At 34.1% G+C, this 24,835-nt stretch carries 12 protein-coding genes; 5 read left to right on the forward strand and 7 right to left on the reverse strand.

Annotated elements, in window-relative coordinates:
- Window positions 1-12 precede the first annotated feature (12 nt).
- On the reverse strand, window positions 13-1,410 hold the full coding sequence (locus FB6_RS12895) for an efflux transporter outer membrane subunit (RefSeq protein ID WP_004858405.1): 1,398 nt from the start codon (window positions 1,408-1,410) through the stop codon (window positions 13-15).
- Window positions 1,411-1,414: 4 nt separating this feature from the next.
- Window positions 1,415-2,110, reverse strand: a complete 696-nt coding sequence (locus FB6_RS12900; RefSeq protein WP_174560366.1) for a TetR/AcrR family transcriptional regulator — start codon at window positions 2,108-2,110, stop codon at window positions 1,415-1,417.
- A gap of 316 nt (window positions 2,111-2,426) precedes the next feature.
- On the opposite strand from FB6_RS12900, the gene FB6_RS12905 reads away from it, so the two are divergent.
- From FB6_RS12905 to FB6_RS12925, 5 genes are all read left to right on the forward strand, one after another.
- Complete coding sequence (locus FB6_RS12905) at window positions 2,427-3,845, forward strand: phosphate--AMP phosphotransferase (RefSeq protein WP_174560367.1); 1,419 nt, start codon at window positions 2,427-2,429, stop codon at window positions 3,843-3,845.
- Between the two features lie 564 nt (window positions 3,846-4,409).
- Window positions 4,410-5,081, forward strand: coding sequence for a hypothetical protein (locus FB6_RS12910; protein ID WP_174560368.1), 672 nt, complete (start codon window positions 4,410-4,412; stop codon window positions 5,079-5,081).
- Window positions 5,081-7,408 (forward strand): hypothetical protein, encoded by a 2,328-nt coding sequence (locus FB6_RS12915; protein WP_174560385.1) that lies wholly within the window; start codon window positions 5,081-5,083, stop codon window positions 7,406-7,408. Before FB6_RS12910 ends, FB6_RS12915 begins: the two co-directional genes overlap by 1 nt.
- The gene (locus FB6_RS12920; protein ID WP_174560369.1) at window positions 7,392-10,607 is read left to right on the forward strand and encodes a tyrosine-type recombinase/integrase; all 3,216 of its coding nucleotides are present in this window, start codon (window positions 7,392-7,394) and stop codon (window positions 10,605-10,607) included. The genes FB6_RS12915 and FB6_RS12920 overlap by 17 nt, the downstream gene beginning before the upstream one ends.
- A gap of 130 nt (window positions 10,608-10,737) precedes the next feature.
- A complete protein-coding gene (locus FB6_RS12925; protein ID WP_174560370.1) occupies window positions 10,738-11,100 on the forward strand; it encodes an MbcA/ParS/Xre antitoxin family protein in 363 nt (120 codons plus the stop codon).
- 175 nt (window positions 11,101-11,275) lie between these two features.
- Here FB6_RS12925 and FB6_RS12930 read toward each other — a convergent pair whose 3' ends face one another.
- From FB6_RS12930 to FB6_RS12950, 5 genes are all read right to left on the reverse strand, one after another.
- Window positions 11,276-14,632, reverse strand: coding sequence for an ATP-binding cassette domain-containing protein (locus FB6_RS12930; RefSeq protein ID WP_174560371.1), 3,357 nt, complete (start codon window positions 14,630-14,632; stop codon window positions 11,276-11,278).
- The gene (locus tag FB6_RS12935; protein WP_005137646.1) at window positions 14,616-15,863 is read right to left on the reverse strand and encodes a radical SAM/SPASM domain-containing protein; all 1,248 of its coding nucleotides are present in this window, start codon (window positions 15,861-15,863) and stop codon (window positions 14,616-14,618) included. The genes FB6_RS12930 and FB6_RS12935 overlap by 17 nt, the downstream gene beginning before the upstream one ends.
- Window positions 15,863-16,600: a TauD/TfdA family dioxygenase gene (locus FB6_RS12940; RefSeq protein ID WP_005137647.1), complete on the reverse strand. Its 738-nt coding sequence runs from the start codon at window positions 16,598-16,600 to the stop codon at window positions 15,863-15,865. Before FB6_RS12940 ends, FB6_RS12935 begins: the two co-directional genes overlap by 1 nt.
- A 14-nt stretch (window positions 16,601-16,614) precedes the next feature.
- Window positions 16,615-17,100, reverse strand: coding sequence for a glycine-rich domain-containing protein (locus FB6_RS12945; RefSeq protein ID WP_174560372.1), 486 nt, complete (start codon window positions 17,098-17,100; stop codon window positions 16,615-16,617).
- Window positions 17,101-18,655: 1,555 nt separating this feature from the next.
- Complete coding sequence (locus FB6_RS12950) at window positions 18,656-24,721, reverse strand: SdrD B-like domain-containing protein (RefSeq protein WP_174560373.1); 6,066 nt, start codon at window positions 24,719-24,721, stop codon at window positions 18,656-18,658.
- Window positions 24,722-24,835: the final 114 nt, after the last annotated feature.

The raw sequence follows: 24,835 nt of genomic DNA on the forward strand, positions 1-24,835 counted from the left end.
TTACCCAATATTTTAAATTTTTTTTGCAAATGCGGTGTCACCACCCAAGGCAAAATAAAGACTGACATAGGACTGCATTAAGCTACTTTGCGTTTCAATCAATTGCTGTTCTGCACTAAGTAAATTGCGCTGTGCATCCAAAACGTCTAAATATCCCACAGCACCGTTGTCATAACGCAGTTGTGCCAGCCGTGCAGTTTCCTGGAAAGCACTGAGTCCTTGTTTCTGAATCCGTAATTGTTGATCTAAATATTTCTGTTGAACCAGTGCATCAGAGACTTCACGGAATGCGTTCTGTACCGTCTTTTCATACTCTGCCACTGCAATCTCTTTACGCACTTCTGCTAAGGTCAAATTATTTTTTAGACGACCCGCAGTAAAAATCGGCACACTGATACTTGGAGCAAACGACCAAACACTGCTGCCAGATTTAAATAAATCGTCTAAATCTGCACTGGCTGTTCCAAAACTGCCCGTCAGTGCGATACGTGGAAAAAATGCTGCGCGTGCCGCATAGATATTGGCATGCTTAGATTTAAGCATTGCTTCCGCAGCATGAATATCAAAACGGTTCAACAATAAGTCTGAAGGCAAACCCGTTTGTAGCATACTTGTTTTAAAAGTCACTTGATCTAAATCTGTTTTAGGCAAAGAAATCGGCTGTCCCACCAATTGCACTAAATAGTTTGCAGTCAGTGCACGGGATTTCTGTAATTCAGCCACCAAAGCTTGACCATTACTGAGCATTGTTTTTGCTTGCATGTATTCCACTTTAGAGCCTGCACCCACCTCAAAACGGCGCTTAAAAATTCGTACTGATTTTTCATAATTCTGTACAGAACGCTGAGCAAAATGGATACGTTTATCCAGTTCAGACAGCGTTAAATAACTTTGAACAGTCTGCTGCATAATACTATTGCGTGCTGCATGCACATTGCTTTCAACTGCAAGAAATTGCTGCAAAGCCGCTTCATTCAAGCTGCGGATACGACCCCACAAATCCAGCTCCCATTGGTTCATGCCAAGACCCACAGAATACTGACTGGATGTCACTTCTCTACCGACATAAGATAAGTCGGCAGGCACATGACTGCGTTCCATGCTCGCAGTACCACCTATATTGGGAAAAAGTTCAGCACGTTGAATATTATAAGCCGCTTGTGCTTCATGCATACGTAATGAAGCAATCTTTAAATCCTGATTCGCCACTAGTGCCAGATCGACAATATTAATAAGTTGTTGATCTTTGACATAATCAATCCAAGAAAGTGCTTGGTAAGAGTGCTGAGTTTGAATCGGATAATTATGAGATAAAGAAATTTTAGGCTGTTGATAAGGATCTATTTGTTGACAACCAGTAATACTGAATATAATTAAAAAACTACTATATTTTAATTGGGTAAATTGCATAATATTATTCACCCCAAAAATTAATAGAATGATACAAATGAGAATTTGAAAACATATTTTTTAAATGAATACAAACTAACTGCTTCAATCTAATTTCAATATTAAAATTAGGATCTACCATCCAGTTATGAACTAAACCCATCAATGATGTTTTAATAAAATCATGTACCATTTCAATATCTACATTTCGTGATAATTCCTCTAGAGCTAATGCTTCTTTAAGCCATTTAATAGTGTTTTCCTCACGCATATTATGAGATTTTACCAGACATTCATTTAAAATTTTATTTTGTTCTAAACCATAAAATCTCAACCAAAAATATGCTCTATATTTTTCACGATGCAAATAAAAATCATCTGAAATACTTAAAATTAATGAATTAATAGCATCTAAACCATATTTATTATTAGTTGCAATTTTAGATTTCTCATTTAACCAGTTTTCCAAATAATTTAAAACTCGAACAAGTAATTGATCCTTAGAACCATAGCGCCTAGAAACTAAACCGCGACTGTATCCAGCATTCACACCTACTGCCTCTAATGTAACTGCATTAACGCCACCTTCTGATAGAAGCTTAATAGTCTGATTCACCATCTTAAAATCAGATTCAATTGCTCTAACCTGTGTCTTTTTCTTAAAAAAAGCATTATTCAAGTTTTCTTTATGTTCTAAAACAGTTGAAATCTCAAGACTCATAACAGCCCCTTTCCAAAGACATATAAAAATATTGCTGTCGACAACTTTTTCTTATAAATAATATAAACTTAAAATAAAAAAAGGTCAAAAATTAATATTTTAATATTTTAATATTTTAAATATCAATAAAAACAATAACTTATATTAACCACACTAATAAAAATAATAATTAAAAAAATACCGATCTTTTTAGTCAGTTTTGTTTTACTGGCACAAAAAAAAGTTGTTGCAAAACAACTTTAATCATAAAACAATAACATTGACTACAACTGAATTTATAATTATTTTATTAAAAATTTTTTAAACGAGACTTAAAATGAATTATCAAGACCTCTCCATTAAATTAATTCAAGAACAATATAAACTCAAGAATTCTAAATCAAAGAGTATATTAGTAATAATTGGCGGAATTGAACTAACGCGAAAAAATGAATCAATCAAAAAGCTAAGTGAATTAATGGATCCTAGATATTTAAAAATTAAGGCTGAAACCCCAAATAGAGTCAAAGAAAATAAATTAATTTGGCAACCATACATAAATGACATTCCAAAAAATGGACAAATCATGTTTTTTTATGGAAATTGGTATACTGATTTACTAGCGTCAACTATATTAAATGATGAAAAAATACAAAATAATGCATTCAACGAACACTTAAAGCGTATATATGAATTTGAAAGTTACTTAAAAAATAATAATGTAGATATTATTAAAGTTTGGTTTGAAGTTTCATGGAGCAAAGTAAAAATTCGCACAAAAAATATTGATATTATTAATAAAATCCAAAGAGTTCCACGTTTTACATGGGATGATTTTCCACAAAAAAAATGGGAAACTAAAACCTTATACAATCAAATTAAAACTTTAAGAAATAGATTCACCCACGATTGGGTAATCATTAATAGTGAAAACAATATAGAAAGAAATACACAGTTTTCTCAATTAATACTTAAACATCTAAAACTACCACCTGTACAAATTAAGAATAAATTAAAATATCAGGCGGCACCTATTCCTTCAAGTTTAACTCAAATAAAAAAAAGTGAAATTAGCCACATAGAGTATAAAAAAACCATTAAACAACTAGAAAGGAAAGTCGCAGATGTTCTACGTTATTCATCACATAACGTTGTATTAGTTTTTGAAGGTATGGATGCCGCAGGTAAAGGCAGTTCAATTAAGCGCATCATTAAATTTCTAGGGCTACACGAATATAATATTCATAGTATTTCAGCACCAGAAAATTTTGAACGATTACGTCCTTATTTGTGGCGTTTTTGGAATAAGCATTCAACGAATGGGGCACTTAATATTTTTGATCGCAGCTGGTATGGACGTGTACTTGTAGAACGTGTAGAAGATTTAATTAACCCAATAGAATGGCAAAATGCTTATGAAGAAATAAATCAGTACGAAAAACAACTGTCTGATACGAATACAATTGTTATAAAATTTTGGCTAGCAATTTCAAAAGATGAACAATTACGTCGTTTTTACATGCGAAAAAATACACCTCAAAAAAACTTCAAATTAACAGAAGATGATTGGCGTAATAGAGAAAAGTGGGATGCCTACTTACAAGCAGCATCAGATATGTTCAAATACACGAGCACAGATATTTCTCCTTGGTACATCATTGCCAATGATAGTAAATATGCTGCACGAATTGAAATTTTGCAAACTATCCTTCATAGCGTACAAAATAAAAATTTAGGTCACTTAGAAAACTTATAAGATTATATAAAGATATTTTATAATCAAATCAGGTGCCATTAGCATCTCGAAAGAATGAGTCCAAAAGCATTTGAAACAGCTTCAAAATGAGGCTGTCTCATACTGGGATAACTAGAGCTGTCCCCTATGAACTCAAAATAATAGCCCTCTAGGTAAAGAGGTCCATTTTAATTTTGAGGCTGTATTAATTTAATATTCAACTTCTTTCAGTTCTTTAGCTAATAAAAATTTCCAAGCTCCGTTTTTATCAGGCTTGAAACTATACCTCTAATGTGTAAATAAGGCTGAAAACTCGAGTGGGAGATTGATTGCTTAGAATATTTGTAACAATTTCTACCTGTTTCAATTTTTTAATTTCCTAAGTAAGAACCTCTATATCTTTAAATATACAGCATGTTATAGATTGTTATTTAGTTCTTAAAATTATATAAAAATAACAACATATTGTATATTAATTGTTAATATACACAAGATATAGGGTGGATCAACCTTGTTTAATATTTCAAAAAACTATAAGAATATTCACTTGATTATTTTTTACACTTTTTGGGGACTCTCATTTCTATGGGAACAGCTTTTGATTTTGATGAAGAATTTGGCATACCAAAAAAATTGTTGTGCAAAAATTTTAATAAAATCCAAATCAGTATCCACCCTGATTTTTCTGGAATTTATCTTTGCTATCAAGAGGCTTTCAAATCCTTAAAAGCTGATCTATCAATATTGACTTCTTACCCTGAAATCCGTGTCTGGAAAGACCCCAATAGATCTGGCTATACCATCGCAAATGCCTGTCAGTGGCACTTATATTGGTCTAAGAACACACCTAAGAATATCAACTTACTCATCCATTCTTTTCCTCAAGATAAAGACAAAATTGAGCTATTAAAAAAAGACGCAAGTTTGGAATTCATGAAATTTCTGTCCTCTTATCATCATGATCTTGATCGAATGAATCCTGCAAAAATGCAATCGCTGATCAATGCCCATATTTCATCTGAAGTTATCCTGGGTTTAAACAAAGAAAATTCTTTCAAACCTCACCGTACTATGAGCTTAGATCTGCTAGCAAAACTACTCTCATACACACGAAATCAACTGAATTATCGCAATAAAGTTATAAACCGGAAAAGACAGAATGTGCTTGATCAATTGCAACAAACCAGTGGAATTGTGCAACAGCTTTTAAACAATGTGGACTTCATTCTCACGCCAGATCAGCTATGGAAGGCATAATGTCAGACTCCAACCCAAACCATCAAAATATTGCTGATATTCCTCGGGTATCATTAAAACAGACATTGGAAAAACTCTTTGGTGATGAGCAGCTCCAACGTACCGAACATATTCAATATGTTGCTGATTTACTGACTTCACACCCCACTGATCAATATCTAAAGGAGCTGAATCTCGATCTATTAGATTTTGATCTACAAACCAATTCTGTTGTTGCTAGACCCGCTGCCTTGGTCTCCTCTCGAAAACATACTGTTAGTGCAACACCCATTACTTGGTATGTGAACTCAATTGCACAATTAGTAAAGTCACAAGAAAATGCCTTAATCTGGAATATCCTAGTCTTAAAAGCAGCAATCTATTTAATTGCACTTCCAGACATTAAACCTGAACTTTTTAAAGAGGATCACACTGAACATTTCAATACTGTAAAACGTTTATTCCAACGCTTCCGTACCGCCAATCGGATTCTAAGTTCTGAAAAAGAATATCAAAATACTCCTGAATATAGACTCCTTTGGGAAAAGTATCTTAAAGATCCCCCCCTTTCCTTAGTTGAATTTATTCGGAATTTGAATGAGGTTATTGATGAAGAACTTGATAAAGAGTCATCTAATGATTTTATGCAAAACCTGCTAAACATGATCCGCATCACCTTTAATTATGTTTTGCAAAATAAGGCAAAAATTGCCAAAGCGAGCATCGAGACGCAACTGCAACATGAATTTTTAGACGAAGATCAGCTGATTGCAGAAAGTTCAGAAATTAAAAAAGGGCAAAAATCTAAAGCTCTCAATATAGAACAACAACTAGATGACCAAGATACACGTCAAATATTTGTAGACCCAACCATCGTTACCCCCCTTGCTGCATATTCCGAATCCAGCCAGAGCTATGTGCTGCCTCTGGTTGCCAAACATATTCAACGGAAAGAACATTTGCTGCCATACAGCAGCCTCTTTCCTAATACCGCAAGCATAAGTGCCTTAATTACTGAACTATATAAAAATTACATTGTTGAGATTAAAGAAGATTCTAAAGACAAGGATAAAGAAACCAAAAAAAAGAAGGCATCCTTAATCCTGATGCTGTCATTTCTGACAGGAAATAAAATCCAGGAGTGGCTACGTCTACAAAGTAAACGTGCTAAAAATTTAAATGCTCGCCAACAGATCAAGCAAAGCAATGGGCAATATTTTCTGAGGAGTAAATTTTCAATTTTTGAAAATAAGGATTTTGCTTATCCAGATGGTTTGCTCAACCAAACAGTCTATCTGGATATCCCAATTCCAAATTCATTTATTGCTTCGCTACGAGATGGTAACAGCGTTACGGAAGAGGATCTTCAGCAACTTTTGAAACAGCTGCGAGCCAAACTTTATATTCCAAAATTATCATTAATAAGAATTAGCTCTCTTTTACATCAGACTATTTTGCAACGCACTGGAAATAAACAGCTTGCTGACCTTCTCACCGGTATTGATGCCAACAAGTCTTCTTCTACTTCTTATTGTCATCAAAATACCCTGACTTTACAGACTGAATATGTCTCAATTTTAAAAGAGCTGTGTGAGTCATTAGCCAACGATTACCAGAGCATCGAATATGCTACAGAAAAAAACTTTGGTAGCCGCAAAGCACCTACTTCAAATGTGATTCAAAATATCTTTGCCACACTCAAATTCAGAATAATTTCACAAAAAGAAGACGACTGGATAGCAATTTTCAATCATTACAATCTGTGGATGTGGCATTTCTTGTTGCTCTTTACTGCTGCACGACCCGTCGCTGAATTTCCAGGTTTTTTAAAAAGCTTTAACCTGAAAAGAAAAATATGCATGGTTTCTGATAAAGAGGTGGGTGGACGTCAAGGCTATGGACGTTTAATTCCACTGGGTCATTTTGTCGCACAAGAACTCCAGAAATTCATAGAATTTTTACATTATTTTAAAACTCAAATTGCACCTAGTCAGCCAGAAATTCCACAACATATTCAACAAATTTTAGAGAGCAAGCTCCCACTTTTGAATATCTTTCAGGATGGTCAATGGCACCCCTTAAGGCCATCAATTGTAAAAAACTTTCATCCTGAGTTAGGTTTGGAGCATGAAAACTGGCACCGGCATACTGCCCGTGCGTTTCTCAGCAATAAAATTAACGAAATTGAAATTTTAGCTTTATTCGGTCATGAACCGATGCAGCAAGAAGCTGCTCATCCTTATTCCAGCTTATCTATTTCACAATATTCAAGCATTGCTCATATTCTTGAACAAATGAAAGATCATTTTAATATTACCGGTATTGAACTAGATGTCCTCACTCAATAAACGTACTAAGCAAACTCGAACACTATATGCCGAAGCACGTAGAAAACAAGACCGACTCGATCAGGAAAAACAGCTTCGAGCAGATGTAGAACAGGAGCTAATTCAATACTTCCAAGAACAAGATTTGGAACAAAAAGGGCATCTTGAATCCTTCTATCCAGCAATTTATGAGTTTATTAAACGCAAAGCTCCAAGCCTGGCCTGGAAAAAATACGCGCATGAATTTTTCCGGGCATATATAAAGACAATCAATCTAAACCGTCATCAATCTTTGCCCCTACCGAATCTGATATTTGAGATGCAGCGTGATCAGCCAGTTTTTACCATGGACTGGATCGAGAAGGGACAGCAGGTTGATGAAGTTCTTGATAAGCTTTGGGACTACTGGATTCTAGCAAAAGATAGCAAGACATTTTCTGATGATGAAATCATTGGAAATATTGTTATTTCTGCCATGCTTTATTCCGGCTTAAATCAAAAAGCCTCTTTAGAGGCTTTGCTTCAACATTTAAAAGATCCAGCCAAAATTAGAAAGATCGAAGATCTGAACATTATATTTTTAGAACCGCTCTCCCCTTCCTATGGAGATCTCTTTATTGATGAAAAAACCATCCGTAAATCGCGTAATTTTATTCCTGATCAAATTACCCGCTTATGGTTAATTCATTTTAATAGCAGAAATATTCGTACAGTAAACCAGAAGGTAGAAGATTATTTACAGCTTATTTTTAATAAGATAAAGTTACCATTTAATCTTAAAACTTATAAATTATTACGCGACTACGCCAGCTTCAACTGGATGCAACTCCCGAAAGTTGACATTGATCCCGCTCTCTCACAATGTCTCATTGAAAATACTGCAACCTGTGGCTTATCAGAAATAGAATTTGAAAGATTTCTTCATCCAAAATTTAAATATCAGCAGGACACTCTTACTGATTCCAATGTAGAAAAATCACCATCTATTGTGGGTCAATCCTATTCCAATAATGACATTCAGCAAGCATTGAATGATGTTATAAAGATTCACAAAGATCTTTTGCAACTGATTCGTATATCACAAACCGATCAAAGCATTGATGCACTAATCATTAAATATTGTCTTGAAAATACTGATAAATTTAATGAGTACAGTAAACGTGTCGCATTATGGCTCATCAGCCTTTATAAACCAGAATTAGAACAGATTCAGCAACTGGCTGAACATTTTAATTTTTGCGCTAACCAATTTCAAAAATCGTTTCAGCAGAATAGACCATTAGCAGATAGTTCGATTTACACTTATTACTCCCGGATTGCCGAGCCTTGGCTAACACATTCTTTACAATATCTAGATAGCGAAGATGATCTGAATACGAATCTGGCAAATATCTACACACAAATTATTACGAACACCCGTCTCGCAGATGAAGCAGGCCAACCTGAATTTAAAAAATCCAGAGGTCAAACCAGCAGGATGTTGAAGCGCTTCCATAGCTTTCAACGAACAGTTTTCGAAGCTGAATCTCTCGAATTAGAATCACTCGCCATACAAAATAGGCCTAGAGCCCGTATTATTGGCCCTTTGACTTATCAAGCTTTCATGAACAAATTAGATACCTTATTTTCAGGTGCTAATAGTCAAGAAAACACTTATAAGACATTAAAAATCATCTATATCTTAGCTTACCGTACCGGTATGCGTATTAATGAAATTCTAGGCTTACGTGTGCGGGATATCGAGGGCTTGAGCTGTCTATCAGTATGGATTCAGCCCTACGGCTCAAAAAAGAAAGGAAACTTACATCAACTTAAAACAGATAGTGCTGAACGCAAAGTTCCTGTGTATTGCTTATTAAAAACCGATGAATATCAACTATTTCATAATCATGTAGTCGAGCAACGTTTACTCAATCAACAAAACTTATACTTATTCCGTAATTGGAATGAAAATAGCAAGCTGAACAAACATACGGTGACAACACCTTTTAGAATGATTATGAACGAGCTTTTTAAAACTCATGATTATTCTTTTCACTCATTTCGACACACGGCTGCCAATCACTTATCCGTTCTGCTCAACTGCGATTACGCTCCCCTAGTCAAGAATCTGACGGATTATACTGAAGAACAATATCAGTCCATTCGGACAGAGTTACTCCGTCATACACATGGTCAAAATCATTGGTTTATGATTGCCCATTTACTGGGTCACATTGACCCTACAGAAACTTTTAAAAGTTATATTCATCTAAGCTACCTGATTGCTGGGCATAAAATACTGAAATATCACCCAGACATCGATACTCAACTGGCAAAAAAGATGATGGGCTACCTACCTTCTTTCAAATTTTTAAACATAGTAAAAGATTCTGCTCCATTCAATTTCGAAAAGCATGCTGTTCATTTAAGTCAGCAGTTACTCAACGATCAAACTGACTGGTTAAAAAGTAACGTAGAAGACATTCTAGATGAGGTTTCATTTAACTCAAAGCATCATGATTTTTTTAAATATTTCGCGGGAACAAAAGAATCCAAAGTTTCATTTGCATGGTTTTTTAAGTGCCTAAATTTACTGGAAATTCATCATGATCCAGATCGGGTATCACAAGAAATGAGTTTACCTGTCGAACTGGTTAACTACTGGTATGAAAATGCCAAACAACTGGGCCAACTCAAGTCTCAAAAAAACAACCCAAGGTTATTTGATCTCAACAACACAAATCATCTGGATAAACCTTTGAAACCCTCGATGATAGATACCGTTGAAGAGCGCAAAGCAAGGAACTATTTCTTTGAAAATATTCAAAATATCTTTGAAAAAAAGCCAGATCAAATAAAAGCGGTGCTTGAGACATTTTTAAGTCGTGTTACAGTTTCGCATACCGGCATTCATTATCGCTGGAATAAAATTGATCAATTGGAATCATTTTATTGTAAGGTAAAAGACCTGTTTCCCCATCAATTTTGGCATTTGCTTGGACAAGACTTGGTACAATTGCTAGATAAAAAGAAACAACCTTTATTACTGAAGCTGGCTAAATCGAGCACAACAGAGCATCCTACGACTCAAGAAGATTATGTTCGTCTCCAGCTTTACTCGACAAAAGATGCCAAAGCACTGGCCGCATTTAAATTTTGCTTACATCTAGCATGTATCGGCAGACCTCGATCTCTTGAACTTAAAGCTGAAGGTCTAAAAATAACCACATGCTGTTAAATAATTTAACCGTTGCTTCCTTATCTAAAGCCAAATTTAATATATCTTCAGTAAAAATTGGATGTCTGAGAAACGATAATCAAATAGTATAAACTCTAGGTATCAGCAACGTCTGAAACTGAGATCAGTCATGCATAAAACGTCAGAAAAAATTGAAAAACAAAAAAAGGTATTAACTAAAGCTGTTTTATCATCTGCAAAACAACTTGGTTTGACACTGGACCAGCTTGCTATCGTTATCAATTTAGATTCAGTGGAAACTTTAAATTCGCTTCAGTTAGATCCCGATTCAAGTCAAGGAGAACTCGCAATTATTTTAATTCGTATTGCGATATCACTAGATGCTCTAACAGGTGGAGAGGCTAAATGGATGCAGCATTTTATGAAGTCACCAAATAAGCTAACCAAAGGCATTCCGATAAAACAGATTCAGACTACTCAGGGATTGTTCTCTGTTTTACACTTGCTGGAGGGTCTTCGAGCTAAACTTTAAAAAATTTTGAGTCTATAAATAATTTCATGTAATTGATTTTCAAAAAAAGAAACTAGTCTTTTGCTTATAACACCTAAAAGCAACAAATGTGTCTACAATGAATCAGAATACGCCGACTATTAAGATCATGAGCACATTGGCTTAAGTAGAGTTCGAGTTAACTCAGGTATTATTTTTAATAAAAATCAAATATTTTTTCACCTTTTATAGAAAAATAATTAACAGAATTATTAAATCCTTTATAACAACATGGGCAACTAATAGTTCTTATGGCAGAACTTTTAAAGTTAGAGTTTAGCTTAGAGCCATAAAAATATGTATAAGAGTTTAGTCCTCTCCAAACACCTTTATCATCCGTTAAACTTGGAATAAAATTTATATGTTTAGCACCATATAAAATAATATTTTGAGCTTCTAAGCTCAGATCATTAAAAGGTAGGTCAAAAGGAAATTTAAAATCATTTATTAAAAATTTAATCAGTTTTTTAGGTAATATTTTCAATAAATCACAACCTAAAAAATTAGAATCAAATATAGAATATTTTTTATCCATATATTCATCAAATGGATAAGACTTAATTACCCCATACCCTTTACAAATTCTGCATGAATTTTTATATACATTAAAATAATTTTTATAATCAATTAAAGGGCCAATATGTTTATCAATGACAGATAAAGAACGTACTGTATGGTAAATTAGATCCTTATTTTTTGTGGCAACTACACCTTTCCCTCTGATAAAAGCATCTTCAAAGCTATTAGTCTCAACTAAACAACTCCAAGCCTCATCTAAATTTTCAATAAATTTATTTTTTTTAAAATCAATATAAGGGAATTGATATAATTCATCAAAAAGAGGATTATAAAAAAAATGGTCATTTCTTTCAGTTATTTTCTTTATCTCATGATGATTTTTATAAAAAATAATATTCTCATCTGAATTAAATACTGAATCTTGGTAAAACGATTTCTCTAAAGCAAAATTTTCTTGATTAATTAAAGTTTTACTTAACAGATCATTCTCTTTTATTTCATTATTTAAACTAACATCAAACTGGAAATTGTTATGAGTATAATCTCCAAAATCAAAAATTTCTAAACTAGGAAAATTAAAATCATTTATACAGCCTAAAGTAATATTATCTTTAGTTTTATTAGTATTTGATTCACCTAAATCAATAATGAAGTCACATTGTTTGATAAAATCAATATTATGTTCAATTACTAATATAGATTTTTCATAAAGATTTTCATCAAAGAGCTTCAACATTTTTGATATAGATTTTTTATCAAGCCCTCGACATGGCTCATCTAATATTATGAAATTAACATTATTCGTTGAAAGAAGAAATTCAACTAGCTTTAAGCGTTGAGCTTCACCACCACTTAAACTAGATACACTTCGTCCTAATGTTAGATGATCAAGACCTAGAGCCTCCATAAATTGATAGATATTTGATAAAAATTTAAAGTCTTCTAGTTCTATTAAAGATGAAATCTCCATATGAAGAATATCATTAATAGTATTTCCACCAACTTTGATCAAACGAATGTCATCACTATATCTAGTTCCTAAACAAGATGGACATAAATTATTTTCAATAATTCCATGCCCTTTGCATGTTGAACACCCGCCACGACTATTAAAACTAAAAAAAGAGGCTTCTATATTTGTCTTCTTCGCAAATATAGTACGAATTTTATCAAATACATTAATATACGTAGCTACGATGGATTGGATATTAGTTGATATAGGCTTACTATCAAAAATAGCATATTTTATATTACTTTCTTCAAAGGATTTAGGCAGAAGTTTTGTCAATAAAGTTGTCTTTCCTGAGCCACTAGATCCAATGCAACAGGTTATTCCCTTTTCTGGGATACTGATTTGATCTATATTGACATTATTCACATGGGCTAAGAGAAATTTTATCTCCTTTTCATGTCTGACCTTTCTTTTATATTCATCAACTACTTTTTCATCATCAGGAGAAAATAGAAGTCCACCTTTACTACCAGAGCCAGGTCCTAAATAAAAAGACTTATTAGAAATTTTTTTATAAATTCCATTATGGTCAATAATGATTAATGTATTTTCATATTTATTCAATTCTAGTAATAAATCTAAAATCGGCATATTGTCGTTATAGTGAAGATTTACAGATGGCTCATCTATAATTATTATTTTTTTTCTAATTTTATTTTTCAATAAATCAAATATCTTAATCCTTTGTAATTCTCCAGAACTTAAATTTAATGAACCTCTATTTAAAGCAATATTATTGATTTTCAATTTTTTTAATATGTTATTTTTTTTTGTGAAATCAGCAAGTTCATTTGCTTCTATACAACAACCAATCTTTACTAAAATTTCTTCTAAAGTCATTTTCTCCAATTCAGTAAAATTGAAGTTTCCAACAAAAATATGAGATACATCAGCCTTATACCCTGTCCCATTACATTCATTACAAAGGCTCTTTAAGAGTAATGATTCAACATTATTGCTCACCAACTTATCCAAAATTAACTGATCAAATGAGCCTTTTTCACCCTCAGAGAGCTGGTTATATGTTTTATTAATATCTATATTTTGTCTTTTAAGTAGTCCAATAAGTCCATTTGGAGTGAATTTAAGTGATTCATATCTGCCAGTTTTTTCACTAGTATTTAACAAAATATTGTTTTCAGATATTTTTTTATCACAATCTATGATTTTTCTATCATAATCTACAATATCGCCATTTCCACCACACTTAACACATAGCCCAGAATTAGTAGAACTTTTTGATTTAGTAAATAGTGACAGATATGGACGGCTAAATAAGATATTATTTTCAACATCAATATATTTTTCATCGAAGTTAATTTCAATATCGTTTCCTATTAAAAATAATGGAAAACTATCAACTGCATATTCAGCTTCAACTAGAAAAAAATAGTCGTCAGAGTTGTATTTTTTTAATTTTTCAATTTGTACCTTTGTTATTTTATTTGTTTTAAGATTTCTAACATACGCTATATGATCTTTTTTAAAAGACTTTAAAACATTAACTTCATTAAATGATCTAAGATTTAAAATATAATATACATGGCTATCTGAATATAATTTATTTTTAAAATTTATAACTTCATTAAATGTATTCTTTGATATTATTCGGTCATCATTTTTAACCACACCATACTTAACAAATATATCTCTTAGATCATTGATTAAATTTGTTTTTGTTCCAAAAGTAGAAGTAATACTAGAAAATAAGCCTCTCTGAGTGACCATATCACTCTCAACAAGCATTGAAGCCTCTGAAAAATTTGGTCTTACTGCATATTGATATAGATCATCTGTTGCATTACGGATTAGATGCTGCCGATGTGCTTCCCTATAAATTACGTCTAAAACCAAGGTAGATTTACCGGAGCCACTTACACCTCCAACAAAAACAATATCACCATGGTTTATTTGAAAATCAAAACCTTTAAGGTTTTTTTCATGAATACCTTTAATAAAAAAATCATTATTCGCATTTTTCATAAAGTTCAACCACATTTCTAATAATATTTTGGTAGGTAGTGCATTGAGGACTCTTACCATTTACTCTATATAAAGGGCAACCACCAGCACAAATTGCTCGACATGAACATTTATCGCAATCAGAACTTAAATTTAAATGTTTGTGATATCCAGATCGAATGGTTTCATCTAATGAATTTATTGACCAGAGATTACCTAATTTATTTTCAGTTCCAAACTCAGTATGACAAAAAAATATATCTCCATTCATATAAATAGCTGTACCTGTTTTCCCCATAGAACATGGTTCAGCTTTAGGATATAGAGTATTCAAGTCAGAAATAAGGAACTTATACATTATGTCTTTGTCATTTTTTGCAGCCTTATTTAACAAATCTATAGTTTGATTTAGTGCAAACTCAAACTCATTTGTAAAATTAGAGTCTCCTTTATCGTCACTAATTCTGAATACTATATCATTATCAATTAAATACTCGACTAAATCCTTAACACTCTTATAGTTAGATTTATCTACAGTGATCATTGCTGATGGTGTAATACCACTATTGTTCAGTATTTTTAGGTTCTCTAAAACTTTAGCTGATGAGTTAACATTCTTTCTATAAAAAATCCTTGAATTTTCGCTATTTAAACTGTCTATAGAAAAGGAAAGATTTATTCTATAATTTTTTATAAAATTTATTATCTCATCATTGATGATAGTTAAGTTAGTTATGACCCTAATATTCAGAGCTATACCATTTTCACGCAACTCTTTTACAAAAAAATTAAAACCAATCTTCCACGATTTCAATGTGAGAAACGGCTCTCCCCCTGCCAACTTCAAATTGACTTCATTATATTTAGACTTATCTCGAATGATCACTTCTGCTAATTTTTCAAAAAAGCCATCTCTTATTTTGTTTTTTGAATGTAGTGAGGGAATGTAACAATATTTACAATCTAGATTACATTCATCAGTTAGATGCAACCAGATATAGAGGCTGCTTGAAATATCTAGGTTAGCATCACTGCAAATAACTAAATTATGTTTAATAAGCTCTTTAAGTTCTTTACTAAGGTTTGCTATTTTTGCTTTACCTTTTTCTTTTAACAACTTTAAAATGTTAAATGTCTCTAGGCTTATGACTAGATTTATATCATCTGATTTTAATAAAAACAAATCTCTATAATGAGTATTGTCAATCTCTATTATTTTGAATTTGTTGCTATTATTTAACTTAATTTCCATCAATTAAACCGAGCTGAGTTCATTTTTCGCCCTTCAAAAATTCTTTTTTCAAAGTCATATCTAACCGAGCATTCCGAACGTCGATGTAGTGTTGTGTGATTATCTATTAGTAATAAGTCACCAGAATTAAGCACTATATCCTCACAAATGCTTAAACTGAGATTATTGATTAATTCAACAATTTTAAGATCATCATTTAAGACAATATTATTAGAAGCAAACTTTTGGTGGTACTTAATACTTTTCAAATCATCATCAAATAAATTTTGCTTATATATTTTACCCTTTAATACATATTCAATTTGTAATTCTCGTAATTGATCTTTGCCAACACCACACTTAGTGATTGCATTAATTAAGTTATCAATCTTAACAACCTGATTACGCCCATAAAGAGGATACTTAGGGTCTGGTTTAATACACTGTAAAGCTATATATCTTGGCGGCTCTTTTTGAAACATAAAATCTGTATGAAATCCACCTGGTTCTAATTCCTCTGACAATTCAGTAGCAACAGTTTGTGTCTCAAAAGTATGTAGCCATCCATTTAAAGATTCGGTATAAAAAAGCCTATAACCATACCCCATGATGAAATTTTTTAATTTTTCTGATGAAGTACCGAAATCACGTAATATCTGAAATCCAAATTTATCTAAGACTTTTCTATCAATTTTCGACTGCATCTGAAGTCTTGAGGGGAAATATGTAATATTTTTATCCTGTAATAAATCTCGCATAAATCCCCCTTCTATTAAATTACAGCTTTTAAAGCTTCTGTGTTATTTGTTACAGCTTCTACATGACATGGACAAACTTGAGGACATTTCTGTCCCACATTTGTCGAACTATATAGTTTATTACCGAAAAGTTGTTCCCATACATTTTCAGATAAAGTTTGTGTTTCTAACCATTGAGTCTTATTTTCTTCGCCTAACATTCCAAAATATGGGTAGTGATGCATGTATTCACCAAATAGTTCATTACAATCTTGCATATATTGACGCGTATCTAAAATGTGCATGTGCCAAATTTCATCTATTTCTTCATTAGGAACTAGTTGATAACTATCCATTGCTTTCATCAATGCCATATATTTTTTATAGTCATTGACTGCACGATCAGCTTTTTCACTTGACCATCCTTTTGATTCCAAAAGTTTCTCTTTTGCTAAATCAAAATTCCAATTCATTGTTACTGCTAAAGCTTGTTCTAAAGCTTGTTTATCAATATTTAGCATTACATCTTCCATAAGTTATTAATTGAATTATATATAATCACATATTTGGTTAAAAATCCTAAGAATATTAGCATTAAATAATGTCTATAAAAAATAAAAATATTAAATATAATCCGTATCTTAATTTTTATAACTCAAATAGAATTGTTATAATTTTGTAGTTAGTTAGAAAGTTAAGTTATTAGAATCATTGAACTTTATTTAACTCATAATTCGAAAGACACAATGAGGGAATATACCCAACTTTATCAAGACGAAAGATACGATTTTATACTGCTTTAAAAAAGTAGATATTCAATCTCCACCTTCGTTACATCTCTTGGACGTTCCAGATTAACAGTCTATCGTGAGATCAAAAGAACAGGAAAGCACAGCTATTGGGCTAAATAGGCATAAAGTTTTCAAATCAATAACAATACTGACCTATATCAGTCTAACTATTTGAGTGATGTACTGAATACCTCTACACAGAAATTGAGCTACATTGAAGAATTGCTACCGCATAACTGGAAGCCAGCTGAATAAGCAGGAATTTACCGGATGCTGACAGACCACAAGCTCAAGTTAGATCAATGATATCCTTACACGAATGGGGCTGTTCTCGATAAATTCACTAAATTAGGCAGACCTCAAACCCAAGTTGCAACTTGAATTTAAAAGCTTAGGAAACTTTAACTTTTACATCTTTGTACAACAAAGCCGAAAAAGCGATGGCATTCAAACGAGCTTTATTTAATGTAATTTTCAAGAATCAGATGACCATTGTAAAATCTGGAACTTAAGGAGCAGATATTGCTATCACAGATTGATGAAATAGTCACATGAGTGAGTGTGCTAGTCGATTTATTAAAATCTCTCAAACGCTATTACGGGTCAGATTCGATCAGAAACTCAAAATGATCCAAGACCCGATTGAAAATAACATCCACTTACTCACCGAGCAAATTTACCAAATGATAAAATTTAAAAATCTATAGAAGTTTATGTTGGCAATTATTGTTGAATTTATATAAATTTTAAAGTGACCAACTTCTTTTTACTCTACCCTACATTAAATTACACCCAAAAATATTAACAATATAAATATATGTTTTATATATATTTAATTTAATGTCACTTTAATAAATTTAATGTAATTTATGTCGGTGAATATTGCCAAGGTTGGGGTCGGGAGTTCGAGTCTCCTTTCCCGCTCCAGATTCAAAAAAGCCCTCATCGAAAGATGGGGGCTTTTTTTATGTTGATTTTATTATCGTTTTTAAAAAGTATTCTTCTTTAATTTATACCCGTGATCTGAATAAACAATACTAACTGGCGCAATTTTTTTGATATTACAGACACGAGGTTGTCAATTTAGTATCGCGAATGATAACAGTATAGACCCTGCTCTTTGCTCTAAATGAGGCGCAAAAATAAAGTGAATTTCCAATAAATCCGTGGCCAATCTAGCTATTACTTTGAACAAAAAACTCGAGCAACTTTAGCTGTTATTTCTTATTCAATTGACTAGCTTTATTTTCAAAGATTAACACTATGCTAATCTAGCATAGTGTCTTTACTTATTGTTACTAAACAAATTTTCATCAAATTTAAATCTAAAACGGACATAAGCTCCCTGGATTGTAGTATCACTATCCACCAGATCATCATCCTTATAGCCGGAGAAATTATAACCCGCAGACAACCATAAGTTTGCTGCAACAAGATATCCCACTTCTCCACCGACAAGAACCCGGCGGCCTGAACTCATATCAGACCATAATACGCCAGTATGAACACCTGCATCCCATCTTTCATTGATGTCATACATTGCTCTTGCACTAAACATATGTGTCATACCTGTAGACTCTAAACCAGAGAATGTTGTTTGCACATTTTTTACTGCATACTGACCAGACAGCGTAAAATCACGTGTTGGGTGATAATTTAAATGGTTAGAGAAAATATAAACATGTTTAAGAGAAGGATTACTTAAATCAGTTTTATTATCATCATAACGATATTCAACTTTAGCTAAAGCGTCAAAACGATTGCGCTCGGTATCCCGATAAGCTAATCCTAACTGGAAGCGGTCGACTAAACGGTCACCACTACTCTCACTCTTGCTATCAGTAAGGCTAACGACATTTTTTGCTAATAAAGTCACATCATCTGAATATTTATAAGCAGCGCCCAAATTGTTCAAAATCGTATCTGACTGATCTGCCCAACGTGCTTCAATACGGGCAACAGTTTTCCAATTCGGATTCTTCAAATATTCAACGCCTAAAGACGCCGCTGTGCTATCAGAACTTAAATTATTGGCATTTGACAAAGATTTGGTTTGTTCAAAACTGGTATTTGCATAAAACCCTTTTTCAATTTCCCAACGGTTGCGTAAACCAATTGCTGCTTCAGCCTCTCTTGCACTAATACCATCACGAACACGATATTCACTAAATGCTGTACCATTATTGTTGTACTTACTATCAAGACCAAATACCGTTACATTACGGCGCTGATTGCTATTTAATTCATACAAGCCATTAATACTGGATACAACTTCATGACGACCATAAGCACGAAGTTTTGAATTAATTTGATGATTGGCACCTAATGCAAAAATACGGCGGTCTGATTCAGAAATATCTTGTTCATATTCAGCAAATACGTTCGAACCCTGCCAAGGAAGTTGGCTGGTTAACTTGGAGCGAACCGTCACACCATGATACGGGGCAACTTGTGTGGTATTCAATGTTGCTGGATTGGATGACTCATCATAATATTTAAAACCAAGCTCTACGGCCAAAATACGGTTTATGGCCCGTTCAATACTTGCCGAAATACCTTGATTAACACCACTTGACTGATCTTCTGTGCGAATGGCTTCTAGTTTCGCTAAACCAATTTTATTGAATTGTGTACGTGCTTTAATTCCACTTTCTTTACGGCCAGCTGTAATTGGTGCCGCAGTATTGTAGAACCCTGTATCTGCCTGGTTATGATAAACCTTCATTTCCAAGTCTTTGTAGGAATAATTCAATTCAACCCGTGCTGCATTACCCGATAATTTACCTGTTGCATCAGCTTGTGTATTAATTTGCGTTAACGAATTCAGACCATCATTAATATTCTCTGATCGTGCAAATTCAGAAATTAATTTACCCTTATCATTGGCAAATTTAACTACTGTATTCACACTCGCCAACTGCTCCTGGGTAAGTGGATTATTGCTCTTGACATAGGAAGCTCCCACTTTGACTTGATCAGTTACTTTTACAGCACCTGATAAACCACCAACTGTATATTCTTCACCACCTTCGTCAGATTCAACTGTAATACGCAGGTATACAGGGTTCAGATCAGCATCTACACTAGAAACTGGATCTTTGAGATAGATACTATTACTGAAAGTATCAACTTCATAATCGGTAAAACGAGTCAAGCTTGTACGTGCAATGATTAAACCCGGATTGTTACGGTCACGGGTAATCACTTCTACTTTTTCACTATTATCACGAACATCCTGGGCATTAAGACCACCTAAGCTATATGGACCTGAAATGCCCATCGCACGCTGTTCATTCACAACTTGTTGCGTATTGGTCTGTGCAGCAAATGCCGTAACTTTATATTTATCCATTTCTACGGTGCTACGGACACCGGTTAATGAACGGTTATATTGACCTAAAGATAAACCTTCATCATTTTCTGTACGTGTTACATAGTCACCATACATTGCATATGAACGTCCTTTATCAACACGAACATACAATTTGCTGGTGGATTGGGCATCGAAACCTTTGGCCGCCGAATCACCATAAACAGGATAATACTCATCAGGTCGAATATCGCGGAACAAACGTTGATTTTTATCCTTGTCTGAATCATAAGCAAGTGTGAGAAGGTATTCACCTTTGACCTTACCTTTCAAAAATAATGCAGCTCGACCTGTTAAATTGCGTTTACCATCTTTTGAAGCCGAGATTTCATTCAATTCCTCTTCAAAACCATCATTGGAGTTAATACCACTGAGTTGTTTAGGATCAAACTTTTTAAAGTTCAATGCCCCCTCTACCATACCTACAGCAATGATTGGTCTTAAATCAGGTAAGAAACGAATTGGGGTACTCGAATGGAAAATACCGCTTTCAACCGATAACACACCTTCACCAGCTTCAATGGGTGCTTGAATAGGTACAAGTAAATTGCCGCCTTCAACAAAGACCTGTATGCCCGGTTGTTTTGGATCCAAATCTACTAAATCAATTTTACCAATTGAACTGTCTAAGGTGATGGGTGTACGACTTGATACCAATGTGCCATGTCGATCCACTATTTTTAAGTTCACATTAAAACGGTCAAGACCATTTGCTTGTGGAATGATTTTACTTGGCTCAAGTTGCAGTTTATCCAATTGATCTGGGGCAATAACATCAATACGTTTGAAATCACGCGTATTCCCCATCATGTCGACTTGACGGACTTCAATCGTGTTATGGCCTGCATTTAAGTCTATACCAATGAAATCCAAACCTAAGACTTGCATGTCCGGCAATACAGCACGCTTACCAATGCGCTTTTCAGGAATACGTATCTCATTTACCCAAAGCTCAAGTTGAGTACCTGCTGTACCTTTAACTTGAACAGATGTCTGAGGATATGCTAATACTTGACCATCTTTCAGATTTAAAATTTCTAGTTGATTATTCACCGCCTTTTCTAAAGCTGTTTCCAAATCAATCATTTTTGCTGAATTTACCGTGCCGACCGATGACGAAACATTCGGGATCGCCAAGGTATCGGACATAGGTAAGGCAATAGCGTGTTGAATTCCTGACTTGTCAGGCTCAAATTGTACTTGCCTGATTTCTTTCATCTGCTCTTTTGAAAAATCAAGATTACAATTCGCCTGAACACCCACTGCCGAAATACAACCGCTCGATGGCTGCCCGCGTACATCCGTGACTTTAGAAAAAATTGGATCAACTGTTAAATCTGAACGAATGATCTGTTCTAAATTTGTATTATCTTGCTCAATCTGTTTTTTTCTTTCTGCAATTTGATCCATTAAAGGCTGCGCGCACTGTGAAGCATCATCTGTAATCGCAAAATCTGCGCGATGCAACTCACCACGTTTTAAATCAACAAAACGGCTATTCGGATCACCCGCTTGACGATTGCTAATTAACACCATTTTGGAACCAGCCGGCAGGCTTGTACGGTCAACTTTTAGGACATGAGTTTTAGCACTAATGCCATAGAAGTCATATTTACCTTCGCTATCGGTGATAACATAACTGCCATCTTCTAAATAAATACGGACACCGGGAACACCTACTTCACCCGCATCCTGAACCCCATTTCCGTTACAATCCGTGAAGATTTTACCCACAATAAATGCATCAGAAATCATCGCTCCAGGCGTTACTTCTACTTTTGCTGATGCTTCATTTGATTCAATGCCTTTCGCATCTTTGGCACGAACACGGTTAATGCCGTCACCATTTAATGCATTTGGCCCAATATAAACACGATACTGTACTTTGACTTCTTTATTTGGCGTGAGGGTGCCTAAACCAAGCTTTAAATAAGGACCTTTACCACCTAGCGGATCTGCAACCTGGGTACCATCAACCCGCATTGAGCCTTGCACATAAATAAAGCCTCGCGGCAATGTATCAGTAATTGAAACATTCGTAGAATCTACGGCTCCGCGATTTGCAACAGTAACCGTATATTCTTCAAATTCACCAATCTCGGCAGTCTTGTTGGAAGCCGCTTTTTTAACAAATAAAGAAGAATTGGTATTTGCCAGTTCAGGGTCAATTGGAATATCAATATTCAGTGCAGGATCACCATTATTTAATGTGAACTGTCCTGCATATGACCATGTTAAATCAACGGCTTTATCTGCTGGAAAGCTTGAATATACCGAACGATCGCTCACAAAAGTATAACGTGTGTTGCCTGGAATTGTTTTTGTATCTACAACAAAACTATAAGTACCCGCATTGACAAGTGGATAAATAAATTCACCCGCACTGTTCGTAACTTGTGTTGCAGGTATTGAAACGAGGGCTCCCGTTTGAGAGTCAATTTCAAATGCAACATTATTTCCAACCGGCTGACCATTTTGATCTAATAATGTGATTGTAGCGCCAGCGACAGGCAAGCCTGTTTTTGCATCAAATACCGTACCATACGGATCCATTAATACACTTGTATTAATATTGGTGATTGTTTCTGTTGATTGCCCTTGCGCATCCAGACAATCCGTTAAATTTATACTGACTGAATCACGTTTAACTGTTTGCAAAACTGCATCAAATGGAATGCCTTTATCTGAAAAAGTTGTTGGCAACGTATAACGGAATATACCGGTATTTACACCCGTTTCAACACCAATAACTTCTTCTACATCACCCGTTTTTGTTGATTTAATTTGGATTTTTACACGATCTGCGGTATATCGATCCGCATTACAACTTGCATTTTTAGCTTCGATATTCAGAGGTTTTTTCACACTAGCGGTTGCTAAAATGCTCGTAAAATCACTCGAATTGTTTGTGATATTTGCAGAACCGCCCACGACTGTTGATGCTACATTTGACAACACATCTTTTTGACTATTGGTAACCGCATAAGACACTTTATAAGTATTTTTTACAGTGGTCTTCGCAATATTGCGGTTCATGCTGACAACAAGATCAACTTGCTCAGTTGTATTCGCAGCAATTTGTGGAAAACCAACAACCAGCTGGTTTATCTGTGTCACATCATTTGGAATGATTGTGCTATAACTATTACTTGCAAGCTTGTATAAAACTTTAGCTTGCGCATTCTTTGCCAAAGCGGATTTGAATGTGGTATTTGGAGGCAAATCATCAACTAACAACACCATTTTTTGTGTTTGGCCATCGACCATTACATCAATGGGTTGAGCTGGTTTGATCCCTTGATTGCTAATGTTTAATGTGTAATTTAAATCGTAATTTGCAGAAGCAGAGGGCTCAAATGTTTTTTGTTGTACCTCTTTGGTTGCAACCAACTTTGTGTCATAGCTAATTGCACTATCTGTCGCAGTCGCAATTGCATTCATGTCTTCAACAACAGATGCTTTAATCGGTAAGTTAAATTGCTGACCTTCAGTTAAATTTGAGTTTGTCGTTGCAACAATCCATAAATTAACACTCTGACCAATTTGAAGTGGTACTGACGTCGTTACTTGCTGATCATTTGTATCAAATTGACCATCTTTGTTTGTATCTATGTAAATTTTAACATTGCTTAATTCATTAATTGCTAATGTCTCAAGCAGAACATTAACCGGTGCATTACTATTATTTGATAATGTATTTGCCCATATAACTTTCGTGCTAGGCTCAACATCAAGTACAGGCGGGGTAGTTAGTGTAATAGCATACAATGCTGAAATATTGACTTCTACAGTATTGGAAACCGATTGCTCGGATTTACCATCTGGCGCAATATAAGTTGCATATGCAATGTTTTTAATAGCATGACCTACTTCAGGCACATTCGCGGCATGACCATACTGCGCAGACAATATAGATATTGTCAACGTTGATAACATGAAAGACATGTTTTGACATGCTCGAATTTGCTTCTGTCGTAGCACAGCGCTCTACCCTTCAACTAAATAGTCTAAAAAATAAAAAATAAAATTATTGTTGTGGACACCTGCCAGGTGCAAATGTCCACACATTTAATCAATTCATAATGAGCAATAAAA

Origin of the sequence: Acinetobacter bouvetii (assembly GCF_902753875.1) — a bacterium.
GTDB lineage: Bacteria > Pseudomonadota > Gammaproteobacteria > Pseudomonadales > Moraxellaceae > Acinetobacter > Acinetobacter bouvetii_A.

Bases quoted from the DNA above. Each gene is read 5' to 3' on its own strand.
- FB6_RS12895 (WP_004858405.1), bottom strand. From the start codon at position 1,410: ATGCAATTTACCCAATTAAAATATAGTAGTTTTTTAATTATATTCAGT.
- FB6_RS12900 (WP_174560366.1), bottom strand. From the start codon at position 2,110: ATGAGTCTTGAGATTTCAACTGTTTTAGAACATAAAGAAAACTTGAAT.
- FB6_RS12905 (WP_174560367.1), top strand. From the start codon at position 2,427: ATGAATTATCAAGACCTCTCCATTAAATTAATTCAAGAACAATATAAA.
- FB6_RS12910 (WP_174560368.1), top strand. From the start codon at position 4,410: ATGGGAACAGCTTTTGATTTTGATGAAGAATTTGGCATACCAAAAAAA.
- FB6_RS12915 (WP_174560385.1), top strand. From the start codon at position 5,081: ATGTCAGACTCCAACCCAAACCATCAAAATATTGCTGATATTCCTCGG.
- FB6_RS12920 (WP_174560369.1), top strand. From the start codon at position 7,392: ATGTCCTCACTCAATAAACGTACTAAGCAAACTCGAACACTATATGCC.
- FB6_RS12925 (WP_174560370.1), top strand. From the start codon at position 10,738: ATGCATAAAACGTCAGAAAAAATTGAAAAACAAAAAAAGGTATTAACT.
- FB6_RS12930 (WP_174560371.1), bottom strand. From the start codon at position 14,632: ATGAAAAATGCGAATAATGATTTTTTTATTAAAGGTATTCATGAAAAA.
- FB6_RS12935 (WP_005137646.1), bottom strand. From the start codon at position 15,863: ATGGAAATTAAGTTAAATAATAGCAACAAATTCAAAATAATAGAGATT.
- FB6_RS12940 (WP_005137647.1), bottom strand. From the start codon at position 16,600: ATGCGAGATTTATTACAGGATAAAAATATTACATATTTCCCCTCAAGA.
- FB6_RS12945 (WP_174560372.1), bottom strand. From the start codon at position 17,100: ATGCTAAATATTGATAAACAAGCTTTAGAACAAGCTTTAGCAGTAACA.